General features: G+C 70.8%; 19 protein-coding genes and 1 pseudogene. 13 read left to right on the forward strand and 7 right to left on the reverse strand.

Annotated elements, in window-relative coordinates; genetic code table 11:
- The 4 genes from F8A92_RS15775 to F8A92_RS15790 all read left to right on the forward strand — a co-directional run.
- A partial coding sequence (locus F8A92_RS15775; RefSeq protein ID WP_228389497.1) for a MinD/ParA family ATP-binding protein occupies positions 1–1,080 on the forward strand: 1,080 nt, incomplete at its 5' end.
- Between the two features lie 881 nt (positions 1,081–1,961).
- Positions 1,962–3,434, forward strand: coding sequence for an MFS transporter (locus F8A92_RS15780; protein ID WP_228389498.1), 1,473 nt, complete (start codon positions 1,962–1,964; stop codon positions 3,432–3,434).
- 61 nt (positions 3,435–3,495) lie between these two features.
- Positions 3,496–3,930 carry a hypothetical protein gene (locus F8A92_RS15785; RefSeq protein WP_153506135.1) on the forward strand — a complete coding sequence of 145 codons (435 nt, stop codon included), beginning with the start codon at positions 3,496–3,498 and terminating at the stop codon, positions 3,928–3,930.
- 94 nt (positions 3,931–4,024) lie between these two features.
- Complete coding sequence (locus tag F8A92_RS15790; protein ID WP_153506136.1) at positions 4,025–4,246, forward strand: antitoxin; 222 nt, start codon at positions 4,025–4,027, stop codon at positions 4,244–4,246.
- Between the two features lie 41 nt (positions 4,247–4,287).
- On the opposite strand, the gene F8A92_RS15795 is transcribed toward F8A92_RS15790, so the two are convergent.
- Both F8A92_RS15795 and F8A92_RS15800 read right to left on the reverse strand, forming a co-directional pair.
- The gene (locus F8A92_RS15795; RefSeq protein WP_153506137.1) at positions 4,288–4,785 is read right to left on the reverse strand and encodes a DUF4395 domain-containing protein; all 498 of its coding nucleotides are present in this window, start codon (positions 4,783–4,785) and stop codon (positions 4,288–4,290) included.
- Between the two features lie 9 nt (positions 4,786–4,794).
- The gene (locus tag F8A92_RS15800; RefSeq protein WP_153506138.1) at positions 4,795–5,616 is read right to left on the reverse strand and encodes an enoyl-CoA hydratase/isomerase family protein; all 822 of its coding nucleotides are present in this window, start codon (positions 5,614–5,616) and stop codon (positions 4,795–4,797) included.
- 157 nt (positions 5,617–5,773) lie between these two features.
- On the opposite strand from F8A92_RS15800, the gene F8A92_RS15805 reads away from it, so the two are divergent.
- Genes F8A92_RS15805 through F8A92_RS15810 form a run of 3 tightly spaced genes read left to right on the forward strand, consistent with a single transcriptional unit; the run spans position 5,774 to position 8,080 of the window.
- The gene (locus tag F8A92_RS15805) at positions 5,774–6,694 is read left to right on the forward strand and encodes an aminotransferase class I/II-fold pyridoxal phosphate-dependent enzyme (RefSeq protein WP_267130049.1); all 921 of its coding nucleotides are present in this window, start codon (positions 5,774–5,776) and stop codon (positions 6,692–6,694) included.
- Positions 6,646–6,948: an aminotransferase class I/II-fold pyridoxal phosphate-dependent enzyme gene (locus F8A92_RS19235; RefSeq protein ID WP_267130050.1), complete on the forward strand. Its 303-nt coding sequence runs from the start codon at positions 6,646–6,648 to the stop codon at positions 6,946–6,948. Before F8A92_RS15805 ends, F8A92_RS19235 begins: the two co-directional genes overlap by 49 nt.
- Positions 6,949–6,979: 31 nt before the next feature.
- Positions 6,980–8,080: a saccharopine dehydrogenase family protein gene (locus F8A92_RS15810; protein WP_153506139.1), complete on the forward strand. Its 1,101-nt coding sequence runs from the start codon at positions 6,980–6,982 to the stop codon at positions 8,078–8,080.
- 12 nt (positions 8,081–8,092) lie between these two features.
- Here the strand turns inward: F8A92_RS15810 and F8A92_RS15815 are convergent, their stop codons facing one another.
- Entirely contained in the window at positions 8,093–8,950 is an 858-nt protein-coding gene (locus tag F8A92_RS15815) for an SGNH/GDSL hydrolase family protein (protein WP_153506140.1), read from the reverse strand.
- A 353-nt stretch (positions 8,951–9,303) separates the two neighbouring features.
- Here F8A92_RS15815 and F8A92_RS19395 point away from each other — a divergent pair.
- A pseudogene (locus F8A92_RS19395) lies at positions 9,304–9,450 on the forward strand (TetR family transcriptional regulator); the annotation flags it as partial.
- Between the two features lie 68 nt (positions 9,451–9,518).
- Positions 9,519–9,932 carry a hypothetical protein gene (locus F8A92_RS15825; RefSeq protein ID WP_228389499.1) on the forward strand — a complete coding sequence of 138 codons (414 nt, stop codon included), beginning with the start codon at positions 9,519–9,521 and terminating at the stop codon, positions 9,930–9,932.
- A gap of 18 nt (positions 9,933–9,950) precedes the next feature.
- Here F8A92_RS15825 and F8A92_RS15830 read toward each other — a convergent pair whose 3' ends face one another.
- A complete protein-coding gene (locus F8A92_RS15830; protein WP_153506143.1) occupies positions 9,951–10,367 on the reverse strand; it encodes an ester cyclase in 417 nt (138 codons plus the stop codon).
- 62 nt (positions 10,368–10,429) lie between these two features.
- On the opposite strand from F8A92_RS15830, the gene F8A92_RS15835 reads away from it, so the two are divergent.
- From F8A92_RS15835 to F8A92_RS15845, 3 genes are all read left to right on the forward strand, one after another.
- A complete protein-coding gene (locus tag F8A92_RS15835; protein ID WP_153506144.1) occupies positions 10,430–11,059 on the forward strand; it encodes a TetR/AcrR family transcriptional regulator in 630 nt (209 codons plus the stop codon).
- 57 nt (positions 11,060–11,116) lie between these two features.
- On the forward strand, positions 11,117–11,755 hold the full coding sequence (locus F8A92_RS15840) for a VOC family protein (RefSeq protein WP_153506145.1): 639 nt from the start codon (positions 11,117–11,119) through the stop codon (positions 11,753–11,755).
- A 63-nt stretch (positions 11,756–11,818) separates the two neighbouring features.
- Positions 11,819–12,706, forward strand: coding sequence for an SMP-30/gluconolactonase/LRE family protein (locus F8A92_RS15845; RefSeq protein WP_153506146.1), 888 nt, complete (start codon positions 11,819–11,821; stop codon positions 12,704–12,706).
- Positions 12,707–12,802: 96 nt separating this feature from the next.
- Here F8A92_RS15845 and ilvD read toward each other — a convergent pair whose 3' ends face one another.
- The 3 genes from ilvD to gltX form a co-directional block, all read right to left on the reverse strand.
- Positions 12,803–14,653, reverse strand: a complete 1,851-nt coding sequence (gene ilvD, locus F8A92_RS15850; protein ID WP_153506147.1) for a dihydroxy-acid dehydratase — start codon at positions 14,651–14,653, stop codon at positions 12,803–12,805.
- Between the two features lie 112 nt (positions 14,654–14,765).
- The gene (locus F8A92_RS15855) at positions 14,766–15,890 is read right to left on the reverse strand and encodes a multicopper oxidase domain-containing protein (RefSeq protein ID WP_153506148.1); all 1,125 of its coding nucleotides are present in this window, start codon (positions 15,888–15,890) and stop codon (positions 14,766–14,768) included.
- A gap of 131 nt (positions 15,891–16,021) precedes the next feature.
- Complete coding sequence (gene gltX / locus F8A92_RS15860) at positions 16,022–17,482, reverse strand: glutamate--tRNA ligase (RefSeq protein WP_153506149.1); 1,461 nt, start codon at positions 17,480–17,482, stop codon at positions 16,022–16,024.
- A 100-nt stretch (positions 17,483–17,582) separates the two neighbouring features.
- On the opposite strand from gltX, the gene F8A92_RS15865 reads away from it, so the two are divergent.
- Positions 17,583–19,274 (forward strand): glutamine--tRNA ligase/YqeY domain fusion protein, encoded by a 1,692-nt coding sequence (locus tag F8A92_RS15865; RefSeq protein ID WP_153506150.1) that lies wholly within the window; start codon positions 17,583–17,585, stop codon positions 19,272–19,274.
- Positions 19,275–19,413: the final 139 nt, after the last annotated feature.

Raw genomic sequence — 19,413 nt, forward strand, 5'->3', positions numbered from 1 at the left:
GCGCCGGCGCCGACGGCCCGCCACGGGGCGCCGTCCACGCCCCGGTCCGGCGGCGTCCCGCCTGTACCGCAGCAACCGAGCGCCCAGCAACCGAGCGCTCAGCAGCCAAGCGCCCAGCGGCCGGCGCCGCCGCCCGGCGGGCCGGTCCAGGCGCCGTCGATAGTGCCGCTCGACCTCGACCAGGCCGCGCTGGTCAGGCCGCGCAAGGAGGCGCCGGCGAACGGCTGGCGTCGGGCGGTCTACAAGGCTTCGTTCGGAGGGATCAACCCCGGAATCTCCCGCGAGCAGAGCGAGAAGAACGCCCTGGTCGAGCGGATCCGCACGCCGATCAGGGGCTGCCACAAGATCGCCGTCGTGAGCTTGAAGGGCGGCATCGGCAAGACCACCACGACGTCCTGTCTGGGGCTCACGCTGGCGCACTACCGGGGCGACCGGGTCGTCGCGCTCGATGCGAACCCCGACGCCGGGACGCTGGCCGAGCGGCTCACCGGCGTCACCGACGTGTCGGTGCGCGATCTGCTGGAGAACCTCGAGCAGGTCCAGTCCTTCACCGACATCTCGCGGTACATGTCGCTGGCCAACCGCCTGCAGGTGCTCGCCTCCGACCAGGACGCCGAGGTCAGCGAGGCGTTCGACGCCGAGCAGTACACGCGGGTGACTGCGCTGCTGTCGAGGTACTACAACGTGATCCTCACCGACTCCGGCACCGGCATGCTGCACTCGGCGATGCGCGGCACCCTCGAGGCGGCGGACTCGCTCGTGGTGGTCGGCGCGCCGAGCGTCGACGGGTCCTCGCGCGCGGCGAAGACGCTCGACTGGCTGGTCGCGCACGGCTACGGCGATCTCGTCTCGGGTGCCGTGGCGGTGATCTCCTCGGTACGCGAGAAGTCGGACTCGGTGGACATGGAGGTGCTGCGCAACCACTTCGGGGCGCGCTGCCGGGCGGTCATCGAGATCCCGTACGACCCGCACCTGGTCATCGGCGGGCGGATCGACATGTCGCAGATCCGGCCCCGGACCGAGCGTGCCTACCTGGAGCTGGCGGCGGCGGTCGCCGACGGATTCCGCCGCCCCCGCTGAGCCGCCAGCGCACTGCGTCCCCACGGTCGTCGAGCGGGTTCACCCCACGGTCGAAGGTCCAGCGAGCGAGGAACGAGCGACGTCGAGACGTGGTGACCTCGCAGCGCGGCGCACGGCGTCTCGACGTCGCCTGCGCCTAGCGGCTCCGGCTCGCTCGACGACCGTTCAGGGGCGCCGTCGTCGCGAGCCTCCGCGGTCGTCGGGCGGGTCCTCCCACGGTCGTGAAGGGCCTCCACGGTCGTCGGGCGGGTTCACTCCCACGGTCGTCGGGCGGGTTCACCCCGCGGTCGTCGGGCGGGTTCACTTCCACGGTCGTCGAGCGAGCGAGGAACGAGCGACGTCGAGACGTGGTGACCTCGCAGCGCGGCGCACGGCGTCTCGACGTCGCCTGCGCCTAGCGGCTCCGGCTCGCTCGACGACCGTTCAGGGGCGCCGTCGTCGCGAGCCTCCGCGGTCGTCGGGCGGGTCCTCCCACGGTCGTGAAGGGCCTCCACGGTCGTCGGGCGGGTTCACTCCCACGGTCGTCGGGCGGGTTCACCCCGCGGTCGTCGGGCGGGTTCACTTCCACGGTCGTCGAGCGAGCGAGGAACGAGCGACGTCGAGACGTGGTGACCTCGCAGCGCGGCGCACGGCGTCTCGACGTCGCCTGCGCCTAGCGGCTCCGGCTCGCTCGACGACCGTGACAGGACTCGGCGAACCGGGCGTCACCAGCCGTAGTCACGAGAAGCGACTGTAGACCCGGGGGACGGGTCCGCGGCAGCCGGTATTTCGATAGACTAACGACCTCTGCTGCTCCACCGATATGCGGTGATCTTGTCTTGGCCTCTTCCTCTCCTGCCCGTCGCTTTCGGCGTCCGGCGAGCGTGCGCACGGTCGTGCTCGTGCTCAGCCTGTGCGGCCTCACGGTGTCGCTACAGCAGACTTCGCTGGTTCCGGCGCTCGCCGACCTGCACCACAGCCTGCACACCACGCCCGAGAACGTCTCGTGGATCATCACCGCGACCCTGCTGACCAGCGCCGTCAGCATGCCGATCATCTCGCGGCTGGCCGACATGTTCGGCAAGCGGAAGATGCTGCTGCTGTGCCTCGGGCTGGTGACCGTCGGCTCGCTGGTCGGCGCGCTGGGCGGCTCGCTGATGGTCGTGCTGATCGGTCGCGCGCTGCAGGGCGCGAGCTTTGCGATCGTGCCGGTCGGTATCAGCGTCATGCGTGACCTGCTTCCCCGGGAACGCATCGGGACGGCGGTCGCGGTCATGAGCGCGACGCTCGGCATCGGTGGCTCGGTCGGCATGCCGCTCGGGGGCCTGGTGTACAGCCACTTCGGGGTGAACGCCGTGTTCCTGCTCAGTGCGGTCGTCGGGGTCGTGCTGATCGCCGCGATCCTGCTCGTCGTGGACGAGTCCACGATCCGCTCGCCCGGCCGGGTCGACTATGTCGGGTCGGTGCTGCTGTCCGGTGCGCTGCTCGCGCTGCTGCTGGCGATCTCGAAGGGCGCCACCTGGGGGTGGACCAGCGGGCTCACCCTGGGGCTGTTCGCCGCGGCCGTCGTCCTCGTCGCCATCTGGATTCCCTACGAGCTCCGGCTGACCCAGCCGTTGGTCGACCTGCGGACGATGGCGCGTCGTCCGGTCCTGATCACCAACACCGCGACCGTGCTGGTCGGGTTCAGCATGTTCGGCCAGCTGCTCGGCACTATGCAGCTGCTGACGCTGCCCGAGGGAGCGGGACCCGGGTTCGGCTTCACCCCGCTCGGGGCCGGGTTGTTCCTGCTGCCGTCCGGGGCCGTCATGGTGCTGCTGGCACCGGTGTCGGCGTCCATCTCGCACCGGTTCGGCGCCAAGACGACGCTGTTGACCGGTGGCTCGTTGATCGTCGTCGGGTACGCGGCGATGATGCCGTTCAGCCAGTCGGTCTCGTGGCTGCTGATCGGCTCGTGCGTGACCAGCGCGGGCGTCGCCCTGGCGTACGCCGCGATGCCGACGTTGATCATGCGCGCGGTACCGGTCACCGAGACGGCCTCCGCCAACGGGCTCAATGCGCTGCTGCGCTCGATCGGCACCTCGTCGTCGTCGGCCGTCGTGGCCATGGTCCTGGCGGCCTTCGTCGTCCCCGCCGGGAACGAGCTGGTTCCTTCGGCGTCGGCGTTCCTGTGGGTCTTCGCGATCTCGGGCGTCGCGGCGGCGGCCGGCACGCTGGTCGCACTGCTGCTGCCGCGGCATCGCGCGGACCTCACCGACGAGGAGGCGTTCGCCGAGATCCGCGACCCGGGTGCGGCGTACGACCCGCCGCAGGTCGCCGCCGAGCGCCAGGAGATCGAGGAAGAGATCGCGGCGGGCAGGGCCCGCCACCACTAGCGAGGCGCCGCCGGGCACTCGCCGACAGCCCGTGTCGGTTCCGTCGGGCACGATGGCGCGCATGGCTGACTGGGACTCGATCACCGCGGCGATCGCCGCGGCGCAGTCCGGCGATCCGGACGGCCGCGCGGTGCTGCTGCGCCAGTGGGCCGCCACGACACCGGAGCAGCACGCGCACCGCTGCGTGCTCGCGCACTTCCTCGCCGACACGCAGCGGGACGTCCTCGACGAGCTCGCCTGGGACCAGCGGGCGCTCGCGGAGCACGCGCACGTCACCGACGCCGATCTGCTGCCGATCGAGGTCGCGTCGGCCCGCGGGTTCCTGCCCTCGCTGCACCTCAACGTCGCCGACGCGCTGCGCCGATCGGGCAACCTTCAGGGCGCGGGCCGGCACCTCGACCTGGCGCTCGGAGCGACGGACGCCCTCGACGACTCGCCGTACGCCGACCTCGTCCGCGCCGGGATCGGCCGGCTCGCCGAGCGGCTGGCGCAGTGACACGGCGCCGCCCCGCGATCGGGCGGCGGGAACAACTCGCGCCGGCCGGTCGCTGTACCTGAGGACCACATCGCAGATCCGCGAGGAGAACCGCATGAGCAAGCTCGACCAGATCCTTCGCAAGGCCCAGTCCTTCGCGCAGCGCAATCCCGACAAGGTCGCGAAGTACGCCGAGAAGGCCGGCACGTTCGTCAACAAGCGCACGCAGGGCAAGTACGCGGGCCAGATCGACGGAGCGCTGAACCGGCTCGACGCGTTCACCGGGAAGCCGCGGCGCCGGCCGGACAACGACGGGCAGGCCGGCGGCAGCTGGTAGCCGGGACCCGGGGGCCCGGGCGTCGTACGAGGTGGGCTCGCCTACCGCGCGGTCGCCTGGGCCAGCCGTAGCTGGACGTTGTTGCAGGCCTCGCAGGTGTCCGCGGGAATGACCCCCCACCGCATCAGCCAGCCGAAGACGTAGCAGCCGGCGCAGAAGCCGACGACCGACTCCAGCAGCGCGAACGCCAGGAGGACGCCCATCAGCACGGCGGCGACGACGGTGGCGCCGAATCCGATTGCCGCGACGGACGCCGCCGTGGTGAACAGGAAGCCGATCGCCTGGGCGAAGCGCTTCGGGGGCCCGGGCACGATCTTGGGCGTGCCGAGCCGCGGCGCGATCACGCGGGTCGCCAGCTGTCCGAGCGGGCTGAAGCGCGGACCGGCGAGAACCCGCAGCGCGAAGCCGATCGCCATGACCACCGGCACCCACCGCCAGCCGGTGACCAGCGCCAGCACCGCCAGCACGACGACGCCGCCGGCGACCGAGCGCGCAGCCTTCTCATTGACCTCGCGCGGGAACCCCACCAAGTTGCTCATGCTAACAGTTTAACTCTCAACAACCGATCGCGCCGCGGGAGCCGCCCAGACGGGTCTGCGCTTCTCCACGAACGCGCGCAGCGCCTCCTGCCCGTCCGGGCTCGAGAACGCGGTGCACAGCGCCTCCACCTGGTTCTCCACCGACCGCCGGTAGTCCAGGTCGTACTGCCGGACGAACGCGCTGCGCGCGAGAGCCATCAGCTGCGGTGACTTGGCCGCGAGCGCGCGGCCGAGGTCGATGGCCTTCTCGCGGACCTGCGCGCGCGGCACCGCGTAGTTGATCAGCCCGCGACGCTCCGCCTCGGCGGCCGACATGGGCTCCCCGCCGATCAGCATCTCGAACGCCTTGGCGCGGCCGATCTGCCGCGGCAGGTGCGCGTTGTGGATCGCGGCGATGAAGCCGACGTTGATCTCCGGGTAGCCGAGGTCGGCGTCGTCCGCGGCGACGACCATGTCGCAGGTGACGGAGATCGTCATCCCGGCGCCCCGCGCGGGCGCGTTGACCGCGGCGATCGTCGGCTTCGACAGGCCGTACTGCACGTCCATCGTGCCGATGTAGAGGCGACGGATGAACGCGCGCATCGACAGGACGTCGGTCGTGGCCGCCCACCGCAGATCCATGCCACCGCAGTAGACCTTCTCCAGGCCGCTGGTCAGCACGATCGCGCCCACCTCGCGGTCGGCGTCCGCCCGCCGCAGCCCGCCGTGCAGCGCGTCGAGCATCGCATCGTCGAGGGCGTTCACCGGTGCCTTGCGCATGGACAGCACGGCGACTCGATCGACGACCTCGTAGCCGATCAGCTCGGGGTCGGGCGTGCTCGGCGTGGTCATACGGCATCTCCTCGGGACGGCGACGGACAGCTCGGTCACCCCAGGATGCCAGCCCGCCGCCGCGACCTCGGCATGCAGGTCGCCGGCCGATGGCTCTGCGGTGCGACCGCGCGCTCGCCGCGGCGACCCCGGGCCGGCCCGCGGCTACGATTGCCCGATGGAGTTCCGTCGCATCACCGGCATGCCGCCGTACGTCTTCACCATCATCGACTCGCTCAAGGTCGAGGCGCGGCGAGCCGGGATCGACATCATCGACCTCGGCTTCGGGAACCCCGACCTCCCCTCGCCGCAGATCGCCGTGGAGAAGCTCGCCGAGGCCGCGCACAACGCCCGCAACCACCGCTACTCGAGCTCGCGTGGCCTGCCGAACCTGCGCAAGGGCTTCGCGGACCTGTACAAGCGTCGGTTCGACGTCGACCTCGACCCCGACACGGAGGTCATCTCGACCATCGGGGCGAAGGAGGGCTTCAGCCACCTGATGTGGGTGCTGCTGCAGCCCGGCGACGCCGCCCTGGTGCCGGCACCGTCGTACCCGATCCACATCTGGGGCCCCCTGTTCGCCGGCGCGGCGGTCCGGGAGATCGCGATGGGCACCGACCAGGACCTCTTCGGCAACATCGTCGAGGCCTACGAGTACTCCTGGCCCAAGCCGCGGGTCATCGTGCTCTCCTTCCCGCACAACCCCACCACGGCGACGGTCGACCTGGACTTCTTCCAGCGGGTCGTCGACTTCGCCCGGGAGCGGGAGATCGTCGTCGTCCACGACAACGCGTACGCCGACCTCGGCTTCGACGGCTGGGAGCCGCCCTCCATCCTGCAGGCGGACGGCGCCAAGGAGTGCGCCGTCGAGCTGTACTCCATGACGAAGTCGTTCTCGATGGCCGGCTGGCGGATGGCGTTCCTCGCCGGCAATCGCGAGGTGGTCGCGGCCCTGCAGAAGCTCAAGTCGTACCTGGACTACGGGGCCTTCCAGCCGATCCAGATCGCCGCGACGGTGACCCTGCAGGAGCGGCGGACTTCCCCCGAGAGGTGCAGCCAGTCTACCAGTCCCGGCGCGACGCACTGGTCAAGGGCCTGAACGAGATCGGCTGGACGGTCGCCGCACCCAAGGGCACGATGTTCCTCTGGGCGCCCATTCCCGAGCCGTACAAGCAGATGGGCTCGGTCGAGTTCGCCTCGATGCTGGTGAAGGAGGCGCACGTGGCGGTGTCGCCCGGCGTCGGCTTCGGCCCCGGCGGCGAGGGCAACGTGCGGTTCGCCCTCATCGAGAACGAGGCGCGCATCCGGCAGGGCATGCGCGGCCTGCGCAAGGCGCTGACCCGGCTCGGCTAGCGAGCCGGACCAGGACGACGAGAGGATCCACATGGGCAAGATTGTGCTGTTCGGAGCGACCGGCTACACCGGCGAGCTCACCGCGGAGGCGCTGAAGAGGCGCGGCGCGCGCGCAGTCCTCGCCGCGCGCAGCGAGCAGAAGCTCGCCGAGCTGGTCGCGCGCCTCGAGGTCGACTGGCCCACCGCGGTCGCCGACATCGCCGATTCGGCATCGCTCGAGGCGCTTCTGGAGCCCGGCGACGTGCTCATCTCGACCGTGGGGCCGTTCGTGCGCTGGGGCTCGGTCGCCGCCGACGCGGCCGTGCGCACCGGGGCACACTACGTCGACTCGACCGGCGAGGGCGCGTTCATCCGCGACATCTTCGAGAACTACGGGCCCCGCGCCGAGGCCGCGGGCATCACGATGCTGACGGCGCTGGGCTACGACTGGGCGCCCGGCAACGTCGCCGGAGCGATCGCTGCCGACGCGGACCCCTCCGTGACGTCGATCAAGGTCGGGTACTTCAACGGCGGCAAGCCGGGCAAGGGCAGCATGTCGGGCGGCACCATGGCCTCGAGCGCCGGCGCGATGTTCTACCCGTCGTACGCGTTCCTCGACGGGCAGGTCGTCACCGAGCGGACGGCGACGCGCAAGCACGACTTCGGCGAGGTCGATCCCGGCGTCCCGGCGCGCGGGTTCAGCGTAGGCTCCTCCGAGGCCCTGTCCCTTCCCCGGGTCTACCCGCAGCTGAAGAACGTCGACGTGTACCTGGGGTGGAACGACCCCGACAAGGTCCAGGCGCAGGCCGCCGCGCTCGAGCCGCTGCTGGCCGACGAGGCGAGCCGCGCGCGGCTGATGGCCGAGTCGGAGGCGAGGACGCCGGGGTCCACCGGCGGCCCGGACGCCGAGACGCGCGCCCAGTCGTACGCCGTGATCCTCGCCGAGGGCGCCGACGAGAACGGTGCGGTCGTGAGCCGGGTACGGCTCACCGGCGTCAACGGCTACGACTTCACCGCCGCGTTCATCGCGCTCGTCGCCGAGAAGCTGCTCGCCGGAGAGGTGACCCGACGCGGCGCGATCGGACCGGTGGAGGCGTTCGGGCTCGAGAAGGCCGCCGCGTACGCGGCGGAGGCGGGCATCGCCCGCGAGTGACCTGGCGGGTGCCTAGCCGGTGTGCGTCTCGGGCGACATCTCCGGGCCGACGACAGTGGGCAGCGGACGCTTCGCCGTACGCCCGTCGCCCATCGACTCACCCCGGCGGTGCCGTCGCACGAAGGGGATGAAGTAGTCGCGCAGCCAGGCCCGGTCGCCGGCCCGCCGCTGCCACCAGGTGCCGAGGTCGGCCGGCGGCAGCGGCCGCGCCCACGACTCGTCGAAGCCCGGGAGCCCCAGGGTGTACGCCAGGCCGAGAGCGATGCGCTGGTGCCCGAGGCTGGTGCCGTGCAGCCGGTCGGCGTGCCACAGCCGGGGGTCCACCCCGACCGGATGCGCGGCGACGTCGAGCACCCGGACGCCGAAGCGCGCGGCTTCCTCGCGGGTGATCTCGTTGAGCTCGTGGATGTTGCGCCGCAGCGGCCGGACGAGCCAGTTGATCGCCGCCGGGTCGGGCATCGTGAAGGTCAGCACCACCGCGCCGGACCGCGTCGCCTTGCCGAACAGGTAGCCGATGTGCCCGCGCACCGCATGCGCGTCCCACGAGATCTTGGACGCGTCGTTGACACCGCCGACGATCGTCATGACGTCCGGGCGCATGGCCAGCGCCGCGTCCAGCTGGGTCGCGCGGATGTCGGCGAGCCGGTGGCCGCGGATCGCCAGGTTCGCGTACTCCAGCGGCTCGGCCTGCGCGTCGGCGATGTGCACGGCGAGCCGGTCCGCCCAGCCCCGGTACGACCCGGCGACCTCGGGGTGGCTCGGCGACAGCGAGTGCCCGTGCCGCTCGTACAGGTGCGCGTGCGGCGGGTAGGGGTCTTCCAGGCCTTCGGTGGTCGAGTCGCCGATCGCGACGTAGCGCTGGTAGCTCATGAGAGGCCAAGTCTAGATCGCCGTCACGCGGAACCTGCGGTGGAGTAGCGCACGCTGCATCTCCGAAAGCGTGCACTACTCCGCCGCAGACCGTCCGATCTCACGGAGCGCCGAAGTCCCCCATCCGGCGCACCGCATCCGGTGCGTCGCGTACCCCCCCAGTGCGCGGCGCCGAGATCGTCCGGACGCGAGCGAATGCCGACCATCGTCAGGGCGCAACCCGACCCGCGAGGGAGTACCTGCGGGCCAACGTCGACTACGCAACGCCGTGCGGCGATGCGTAGTCGAGCGATACTTAGCCTTTCGATGGCACAACATTCCACTGGAGTCATCATCCAGCGGTTCGGAGAGGCATGTCAAGGCGTTCGTACGACAATTCCGCGCGTGCGGTGTCCGCGCGGGCGACCCGCGCCCGGATCCTGGCAGCGGCGTACGACCTGCTGGTCGAGCACGGGTACGCGGCGCTGTCGATGGCCCAGCTCGCGCGCGCAGCGGACGTCAGCCCGCAGACATCTACAACTCGATCGGCGGCAAGGCCGACGTCCTCAAGGCGTGCTACGACGTCACGTTGGCCGGGGACGACGAGCCGGTGCCGATGGCGCAGCGGCCGCAATACCGCGCCATGTCGGAGACGACGTCCGCCGACCAGTTCCTCGACCGGTACGCCGCGTGGTGCCGGGGCATCTGGGAGCGCGTCGAGCAGCTGATCACCGCGTTCATCCGGCCGGGCACGGCCGACACCGGTGTGGCGGGGTTCCTGGAGACCATCGAGGGCGAGCGGCGCATCGGCACGGTGCACACGATGACCCGGCTGACGGATCTGCACGGGATCCGGCGCGGCCTCCCGCTGCAGCGGGCGGTGGACATCGCCTGGACGCTCAACTCGCCGGAGGTCTACGACCGGCTGGTGAATCGGTGCGGGTGGAGCGCCGCGGCGTACGAGCGGTGGCTGGCCGGCCAGTTGAAGGCCGGGCTGCTCTAGCCGGCACGATCCCCGGTCTCATCGCGGTGCCGCTACCGACGCCTCCATTCGGCGCATCGCGCCCAGCTCGTCGCGCACCCCCCAGTGCTCGGCGAGGAGATCGTCCTGCGTGCGGTAGATGTGCAGGGTCTGCATCTCGTACGGGACGCCGACGAGGTCCGAGCCATGGAAGTCGGCGACACCGCTGCCGCGAGCGGTGGCCCGTACGACGATGCGGTCGGCAGTCTCGATCAGTTCCTCGATCGTGTACTGGATGCGGAGCACGTCGGTGACGAAGCGGAGGATCCGGGTGTACCCCTCCGGTCCCGCAGGGATGGGAAAGGGTGAGCCGTGATCCACGAAGTCCGCGGTCACGCACTCGGGTATGCACGACAGGTCGCCCGAGTTGATGGCGTGGAAGATTCGATGGGCGGCGGGCGAGGCGAGGTTCGACATTGCGGTATACTTTCGCTCGAACACAATTCTAGTGGAATAAGCATCCAACTGATTGGCGGCCCGTGTCAAGACGCGCGTACGACAACTCCGCACGGCAGATCGCTGCGCGGGCGACCCGGGCGAGGATCCTGGCGGCGGCCTACGAGCTACTGGTGAGCACCGGATACGCGTCGCTGTCCATCGCCGATCTGGCGCGCGCTGCGCAGGTGAGCCCGCAGACGATCTACAACGCGATCGGCGGAAAGGCGGAGGTGCTCAAGGCGTGCTACGACGTCACGCTCGCCGGCGACGACGAGTCGGTGGCGATGAGCGATCGCCCGGAGTTCAAGGCGATGTTCACCAGCGAGTCGGCCGGTGACTACCTCGAGAGGTACGCCCGGTGGTGCCGCGTGATCGGTCAGCGGGTCGAGCCGATCATCGGAGCCTTCATCCGACCCGGATCCGCCGACTCCGGCGTCGCAGCCTTCCTGGCCACGATCGAAGGCGAACGGCGCACGGGAACCACCCACGCGATGACGCGGCTGCGCGACGTCCACGGCTTGCGGCCGGGCCTTGCCCTCTCTCGGGCGGTGGACATCGCCTGGACGCTCAACTCGCCGGAGGTCTACGACCGGCTGGTGAATCGGTGCGGGTGGAGCGCCGCGGCGTACGAGCGGTGGCTCGCCGGCCAGCTGAAGGCCGGGCTGCTCTAGCCTCCCGCAGAATCTGGGTGGCTGGAACTACGGGGGCGCCGGACGTAGCGTGGCGGCATGACGCTAACTCGCACCCAAGCCAGCGCGGCGCTGCCCGGCTGGCGGTATCTCCTGGGGCGGATGCAGGTCGCCGTCCGCACCAACTCGTTCGCGGCCGGCCTGGAGCTGGTCAACGCGATCGGCGCGGTCGCCGAGGAGCAGAACCACCATCCGGAGATCGACCTGCGCTACCCGCTGGTGCACGTGGCGGTCTCCAGCCATGACGTCGGCGGCATCACCGAACGCGACGTGCGGTTCGGCGAGGCCGTCAGCAAGCTCATCGAGGAGCGTGGTCTGGCGGTCGAGCACGGGCGGCTCACCGAGGTCGAGATCGCGATCGATGCGATGGACATCCCCGGCGTCCTGCCGTTCTGGCAGGCGGTGACCGACTATGTCCCGGACGGGGACGACGCCCTTGTCGATCCGGACCGCATCGGCCCGTCGCTCTGGTTCCAGCAGATGGACGAGCCGAGGCCGCAGCGCAACCGGATCCACCTCGACATCACGGTGGCGCACGACGAAGCCGAGCAACGTCGTGAGCGGGCGCTCCTCGCCGGCGGGAGGCTGGTGAGCGACGAGAGTGCGCCGAGCTTCTGGGTCCTCGCGGATGCCGAGGGGAACGAGGCCTGCATCTGCACCTGGCAGGACCGCGACTAGCGCGACGTCCCGCTCGCGCGGTAGGAACGACGCAGAGCGCGAGACGAACGATCGGCGGAGAGCATGCTCAAGCAGATAGCAGACGGTTTCACCTTCCTCGAGGGCCCGCGCTGGCACGACGGGAAGCTGTACGTGTCGGACTTCTACTCCGGTCGCGTGCTCACCGTGACCGACGACGGCCAGGTGAGCGAGGTGCTCCGGCTCGACGACCGCCCCTCGGGCATGGGGTGGATGCCGGACGGGTCGATGCTGCTGGTCGCGATGACCGCCCGTCAGGTGCTCCGGGTCCGCGACGGCGAGGTGAGCGTCCACGCGGACCTCTCCGCACTCGCGCCCGGCCTGCTCAACGACATGGTGGTGGACGCCGATGGGCGCGCGTACGTCGGCAACTTCGGGTTCGACATGTTCGCCGGCGAATCGTTCCGTACGGCAGCGGTGGTGGTGGTGCAGCCGGACGGCGCTGCGCACGTGGCCGCCGACGGCCTGTATTTCCCGAACGGGTCGATGATCACGCCGGACGGACGCACGTTGATCGTCAACGAGAGCTACGGGAACCGCATCTCGGCATTCGACATCGGGCCCGACGGGCTGCTGGGCGAGCGGCGCGACTGGGCGGTGTTCGGTCCCCAGCCGTCGCCGGGAGCGGACGTCGCGGCGATCGCCGCCGTCCGCACGGTCGCTCCGGACGGCGGCTGCCTGGACGCCTCGGGCGCGGTCTGGCTCGCGGACGCCGCGGGCGCACGGCTGATGCGGGTCGCCGAGGGCGCCGAGGTGCTCGAGGAGATCCACTGGGACGGCGGAAAGCTGTTCGCGTGCATGCTCGGCGGCGCCGACGGGCGCACCCTGTACGCCTGCGGCGCCCCCGATTCGTCGGCGCAGAAGCGCGCCGCGGCCCGGGAGGCCGTACTGCTGTCCGCGCGGGTCGAGGTGCCGCGGGCCGGGCTGCCCTAGGCGATCCCGGGCCCCCCCGATGCGACGCGGCGCGGTCGGGTGCGGGAGCCGCGGCTCCGCGGGGCTGGCGGAAGCCTGCTGCGCCGGCTCCGCGGGCTACCGGGTCGGGATCTGGCGGACGGCGCCGGTGCTGCCGGAGGTCACCATCGAGGCGTACGCCTGGAGGGCGCGGCTGACCTTGCGCTCGCGCTCGCCCGGATGCCAGGGGTGCTCGCTGGTCTCCATCTTGGCGCGCCGCTCGGCGAGCACGTCGTCCGGCACATTGACCCGGATCAGCCGCTGGTGGACGTCGATCTCGATCTCGTCGCCGTCCTCGACCAGGCCGATCGTGCCGCCGGACGCCGCTTCGGGCGAGATGTGGCCGACCGAGATGCCCGACGAGCCACCGGAGAAGCGGCCGTCGGTGATCAGGGCGCACTCGCGCCCGAGGCCGAGGCCCTTGATGAACGAGGTGGGGTGCAGCATCTCCTGCATGCCCGGCCCACCGGCCGGCCCCTCGTACCGGACGACGACGCAGTGCCCGGGCTGGACGCGCTTGCTGAGGATCGCCTCGACGGCGGCCTCCTGCGACTCGACGACGATCGCCGTCCCGACGAAGTGGAACAGCTCCTCGTCGATGCCGGCGGTCTTGATGACGGCGCCGTCCTCGGCCAGGTTGCCGTATAGGACGGCCAGGCCGCCGTCCTTGGTGTAGGCGTGCGCCATGTCGCGGATGCAGCCGTTCTCGGCGTCGGTGTCCAGCGAGTCCCAGCGGTTCTGGGTGGAGAACGCCTCGGTCGTGCGGACGCCGCCGGGCGCCGCGTGGAACAGCTCGATCGCCGCCTCGGTGGCCTTCCCGCCGCGCACGTCCCAGTCGTCGAGCCAGTTGCGCAAGTCGGGGGAGTGCACGGTGTGGACGTCGGTCTCCAGCAGCCCGGCGCGGTCGAGCTCGCCGAGCAGCGCGGGGATGCCGCCGGCCCGGTGCACGTCCTCCATGTGGTACTCGGGATGGTTGGGCGCGACCTTGGACAGGCACGGCACACTGCGCGACAGCTTGTCGATGTCCGGCAGCGTGAAGCTGAGCTCGCCCTCGAGCGCGGCGGCGAGGATGTGCAGCACCGTGTTGGTCGAGCCGCCCATCGCGACGTCCAGCGCCATGGCGTTGTGGAAGGCCTTGCGGTTGGCGATGCTGCGCGGCAGCACCGACTCGTCGTCCTGGTCGTAGTAGCGCTTGCACAGGTCGACGATGATGCGACCGGCGTTCAGGAACAGGTCGCGGCGGGCGGCGTGGGTGGCCAGCGTCGAGCCGTTGCCCGGCAGCGACAGACCGAGCGCCTCGGTCAGGCAGTTCATCGAGTTCGCGGTGAACATGCCCGAGCACGACCCGCAGGTCGGGCACGCCGAGCGTTCGACCTCGGCCAGGCCCTCGTCGCTGACCGCCTCGGCGGCGGAGGCGTTGATCGCGGTGATCAGGTTCGTCGGGGTGCTCGCGACACCGTTCACGACGACCGCCTTGCCGGCCTCCATCGGGCCGCCGGAGACGAAGATCGCCGGGATGTTCAGCCGCATCGCGGCCATCAGCATCCCCGGGGTGATCTTGTCGCAGTTGCTGATGCACACGAGCGCGTCGGCGGTGTGCGCGTTGACCATGTACTCGACCGAGTCGGCGATCAGCTCGCGGCTGGGCAGCGAGTAGAGCATGCCGTCGTGGCCCATGGCGATGCCGTCGTCGACGGCGATCGTGTTGAACTCCTTCGAGACGCCGCCGGCCTCGCGGATCGCGCCTGCCACCAGATCGCCCATGTCCTTCAGATGCACGTGCCCGGGGACGAACTGCGTGTAGGAGTTCGCGATCGCGATGATCGGCTTGCCGAAGTCGCCGTCGTTCATTCCGGTGGCGCGCCACAGGGCGCGGGCGCCGGCCATCTGGCGGCCGTGGGTCGACGTACGTGAACGAAGCTCGGGCATGCGGGTGCTCCTGGAGGTCGTGGGGACCTCACCACGCTACGCCGCCCGTCTCACGGCCGCACCTCGCCGTCCCAGCATGCGGACGCCGGTCGGCCGCCGCGGCGCGCGGACGCTACGCGACGACCTCGTAGACGGCCTGCATGCCGGCGGCGATGTGGTCGCCGACGTGGCAGTGGAACAGCCAGGTGCCGACGTCGTCGGGCACCATGTCGGCGGTCGCCATGCCGGCGGGCAGCAGCGACGTGACGTCGGTGCGCATGCCGTTCACGACCACCGTGTTGCCGTGCCAGTGCGGGGTGTGCAGATCGACCTCGGTGCCCATCGCCATCAGGTACCAGCGCACGTGCTGGCCCTTGGTGAGCGTCGGCGCGGGTCCGTTGCCGTAGACGTAGCCGTTGATCGCGTGCATCAGGTTCGACTCGTGGAATCCCTCGTCCCCGGGATCGACCGGCGCGGTGGTGTACTTCGCGATGTTGTCCTCGATCAGCGGGCTGGCATTCTCGTCGTCCACCTCGTACAGGCTGAAGACCTCCTGGTCGACGTCCTTCGGGCTTCCGTCGGCGCGCGCCTTGCCCTTGGCCGTGACCACGATGAACCCGGCGAGTCCCGCGTACACGTCACCGATCTCGTCGGTGTGCGAGTGGTACATCCACCCGACCGAGCTTCCCTCCATCGGCCCGGGCCCGGAGCGCTCGGGGACCTTCCACGTGTACGTGTGCTCCGCGCCCGGCGCGACGGCGTCGTCGGCGGTGTCCTCGCCGCCGGTGCCGTCGGCGTACGGCGCGCCCTCGCTGTCCTTGTCGTAGAAGACGCCGTGCGGGTGCATCGAGGTCGGGAAGGAGCAGTTGTTGCGGAACACCACGGTGATGGTGTCGCCCACCTCGGCGCGCAGCACCGGACCGAGGTAGCCGAGATAGGCCTCGTCCGCCGGCCTTGCCTGCGGGCTGGTGAACCCGTCATCGGCATAGCCGCGGTAGAGGCACTTCTGGTACGTCGAGCCGATCCGGTCCGGCGCGTTCTGCACGAACACGTTCTCCTCCTCGCCGAAGGGCGCACCGGAGACGGCGTTCGTGCCGAGCGGTGCGTAGTTCCACTCGACGGGATCGGCGGCGACGTAGTAGGTACGTGTCGCGCCGGCGCCCGCGGCGGCCCGCTCGTCGTTGTCGGCCGGGTTCGCGCAGCCGGCGGCCAGCAGGGGCAGCGCGGCGATGGCAGCGAGCGTGCGGGGCAGTCGCATCCGGATCTCCTCGGCCAGGACGGCGCGCGGGACGCGCACGCGTCGGACGAGGTCCAGATTAGCTCCGCATGAAGAACCGAGCACCGGTGATAGTGCGGTTACAGCGAGACGCTGGTTACAGCGGGCGGTGGCTACCGCGAGGTGCGGAAACGGCGCAGCCGGGCCAGCGTCGAGTCGCGCCCGAGCAGCTCCATCGACTCGAACAGCGGCGGGGACACCCGAGAGCCGGTCAGCGCGACGCGCAGCGGGCCGAAGGCGAACTTCGGCTTGATGCCGAGCCCGTCGACGAGGGCCGCGCGCAGCGCGGCCTCGACCGAGGCCGTGTCGAAGGACTCGAGCGCCTCCAGCGCCGGGATCGCCGCGTCGAGGACCCGCGGAGCGTCCTCGTTGAGCGCCTTCGCCGCGTCCTCCTCGACGACGACGTCGTCGTCCGCGGTGAACAGGAACTGCAGCTTCGGCAGCGCCTCGGACAGCAGGGTGAGGCGCTCCTGGATCAGCGGCGTGGCCGCGCGCAACGTCTCCAGCTCGGCCGCGGACGGCGTCCACTCGCCGGTGTAGGCGTAGTGCTCGGCGATGCGGTCGGCGAGCGCGGACGGCGACAGGGTGCGGATGTACGCGCCGTTGAGCCAGTCGAGCTTCTTGAGGTCGAAGATCGGGCCGACCGTGTTGACCTTGGCCCAGTCGAAGCCGGCGACGAACTCGGCGAAGGTCGCCAGCTCGGAGTCGCCCTCGACCGGCGGGTAGGCCAGCAGCTGCAGGAAGTTGCGCAGCGCCTCCGGCAGGTAGCCCTGCTCGCGGAACCAGGTCAGCCGGGCCGCGGGATTCTTGCGCTTGGAGATCTTCGACTTGTCGGTGTTGCGCAGCAACGGCATGTGCGCGAACGCCGGCGGCGTCAGCCCCAGCATCCGGTAGAGCAGCACGTGCTTGGGCGTCGAGGAGATCCACTCCTCGCCGCGGACGACGTGCGTGATGCCCATCAGATGGTCGTCGACCACGACCGCGAGGTGGTACGTCGGGAAGCCGTCGGCCTTCAGGATCACCTGGTCGTCCGGCCGCGGGGCCGCGACCCGGCCGCGGATGATGTCGTCGAACTCCAGCGGGACGTCGTCCGGCACGAGCATCCGCACGACCGGGTTCTCGGAGAACCCCGGCAGCGCGGCGCGCTCCTCGCGGGTCTTGCCGTAGCAGAGCCGGTCGTAGCCCGTCACCGGCGACTTCGTCCGTTGCTGCTCCTCGCGCAGCGCGGTGAGCCGCTCCGGGGAGCACCAGCAGTAGTAGGCGTGGCCGTCGGCGAGCAGCTGCTCGACGAACGGTCGGTAGGTGTCCAGGCGCTCGGACTGGCGGTACGGCGCGTAGGGGCCCCCGACGTCCGGCCCCTCGTCCCAGTCGAGGTCGAGCCAGCGCAGCGTGTCGAAGACCTGCTGCTCGGAGTCGGCCTGGTAGCGGGCCCGGTCGGTGTCCTCGATGCGCAGCACGAACTGCCCGCCGGTCTTGCGGGCGTAGGCGAGGTTGAACAGCGACATGTAGGCGGTACCGACGTGCGGGTCACCGGTGGGCGAGGGGGCGACGCGGAGGCGAGCGGGAGAAGTCATGATCCCCTAAGGGTACTGACCCGATCTCGGTGCCCCGTACGCGCTGAGCGGGTCAGCGGTAACCAGATCGGGGGACGGCGGCGTTGGTAACCTAGCGCGCATGACTGACCCCGCGGCCGAGGCGACCGACTTCATCAGCGAGATCGTGCGCGCCGACACCGCCCGCGGCACCTTTGATTCGCGCGTCCAGACCCGCTTCCCGCCCGAGCCCAACGGCTACCTGCACATCGGGCATGCCAAGTCGATCGTGGTCAACTTCGGCACCGCCGAGCGGTTCGGCGGCACCTGCAACCTGCGCTTCGACGACACCAACCCGGAGACCGAGGACACCGAGTACGTCGAGCAGATCGTGCACGACGTCCGGTGGCTCGGGTACGAACCGGCGTCCGTGCTGTTCTCCTCGGACTACTTCGAGCAGCTCTACGACTGGGCCGAGCAGTTGGTGCGCGACGGCAAGGCGTACGTCGACGACCAGGACGGCGACACCATCTCCGAGCAGCGCGGCGGCTACGGCAAGCCGGGCATCGAGTCGCCGTACCGCGACCGGCCGGCGGCCGAGAGCCTCGACCTGCTGCGACGGATGCGCGCGGGCGAGTTCCCGGACGGCGCCCGCTGCCTGCGCGCGAAGATCGACATGCAGGCCGAGAACATGTGGCTGCGCGATCCGGTGCTGTACCGGATCCGGCACGCCAACCATCACCGCACCGGCGATGCGTGGGCGATCTATCCGACGTACGACTGGGCGCACGGGCAGGGCGACGCGATCGAGGGCATCACCCACTCGCTGTGCACCATGGAGTTCGAGTCGCACCGGCCGCTGTACGACTGGCTGCTCGCCCAGCTGCCGCTGCCGAGCGACACCCCGAAGCAGATCGAGTTCGCGCGCCTCGAGGTCACGCACACGATCACCTCCAAGCGGCGGCTGCGCAAGCTGGTCGAGGAGGGCGTGGTCGACGGCTGGTCGGACGCGCGCATGCCGACGATCTCGGGGCTGCGGCGACGCGGCTATCCCGCGGCCGCGATCCGCGCGTTCTGCACCGAGACCGGGACGACGCGCACCAACTCGCGGCAGGCGATCGAGCTGCTCGAGTCGTTCGTGCGTCGCGAGCTGAACCTGACCGCGCAGCGCCGCATGGTCGTGCTGCGCCCGCTGCGCCTGGTGCTGGACAACTGGCCGACGGACGACGCCGGAAACCCGGTCGTGGAGTACTTCGAGGTCGCGAACAACCCGGAGAACCCGGACGACGGAGTCCGCCGGGTCGCGTTCACCGGCGAGCTGGTGATCGAGCGCGACGACTTCGCCGAGGTGCCGCCGCCGAAGTTCTTCCGGCTGTCGCCGGGCAAGGAGGTCCGGCTGCGCGGCGCCTACCTGATCACGGCGACCGACGTCGTCAAGGACGCCGACGGCACCGTCGTCGAGGTGCGTGCGACGTACGACCCCGAGTCGCGCGGTGGCACGGCGCCGGACGGCCGCAAGGTGAAGTCGACGATGCACTGGGTGTCGGCGCCGCACGCCGTACCGGTCACCGCCGCGCTGTACGACCGGCTGTTCACCGCCGCGGTCCCGGGCGAGGCGACCGGCGAGCCGCTCGACGACCTCAACCCGGACTCTCGGGAGCTGCTGGAGGGGGCGCTCGCGGAGGCCGCCGTCGCCGACGCCGCACCCGGGCAGGTGCTGCAGTTCGAGCGGCTCGGCTACTTCGCGAACGATCCCGATCGTCCGGGCTACTTCCACCGCACGGTGGGCCTGCGCGACGAGTGGGCCGCCATCCAGAAGCGCCAGGCCAAGTAGCGCCCCGCGCCTCGCTGGCTCGGTTCGCGCCTTCCCCGTTGTGTTGTTGCGACTTCGGGCGTCGTCGCCCGAAGTCGCCACAGAACAACCGTCCGGAGCCGCGGAACAACCGTCCGGAGCCGCGGAACAACCGTCCGGA

The sequence above is a fragment of the Cumulibacter manganitolerans genome (assembly GCF_009602465.1).
GTDB classification, from domain to species: Bacteria; Actinomycetota; Actinomycetes; order Mycobacteriales; family Antricoccaceae; genus Cumulibacter; species Cumulibacter manganitolerans.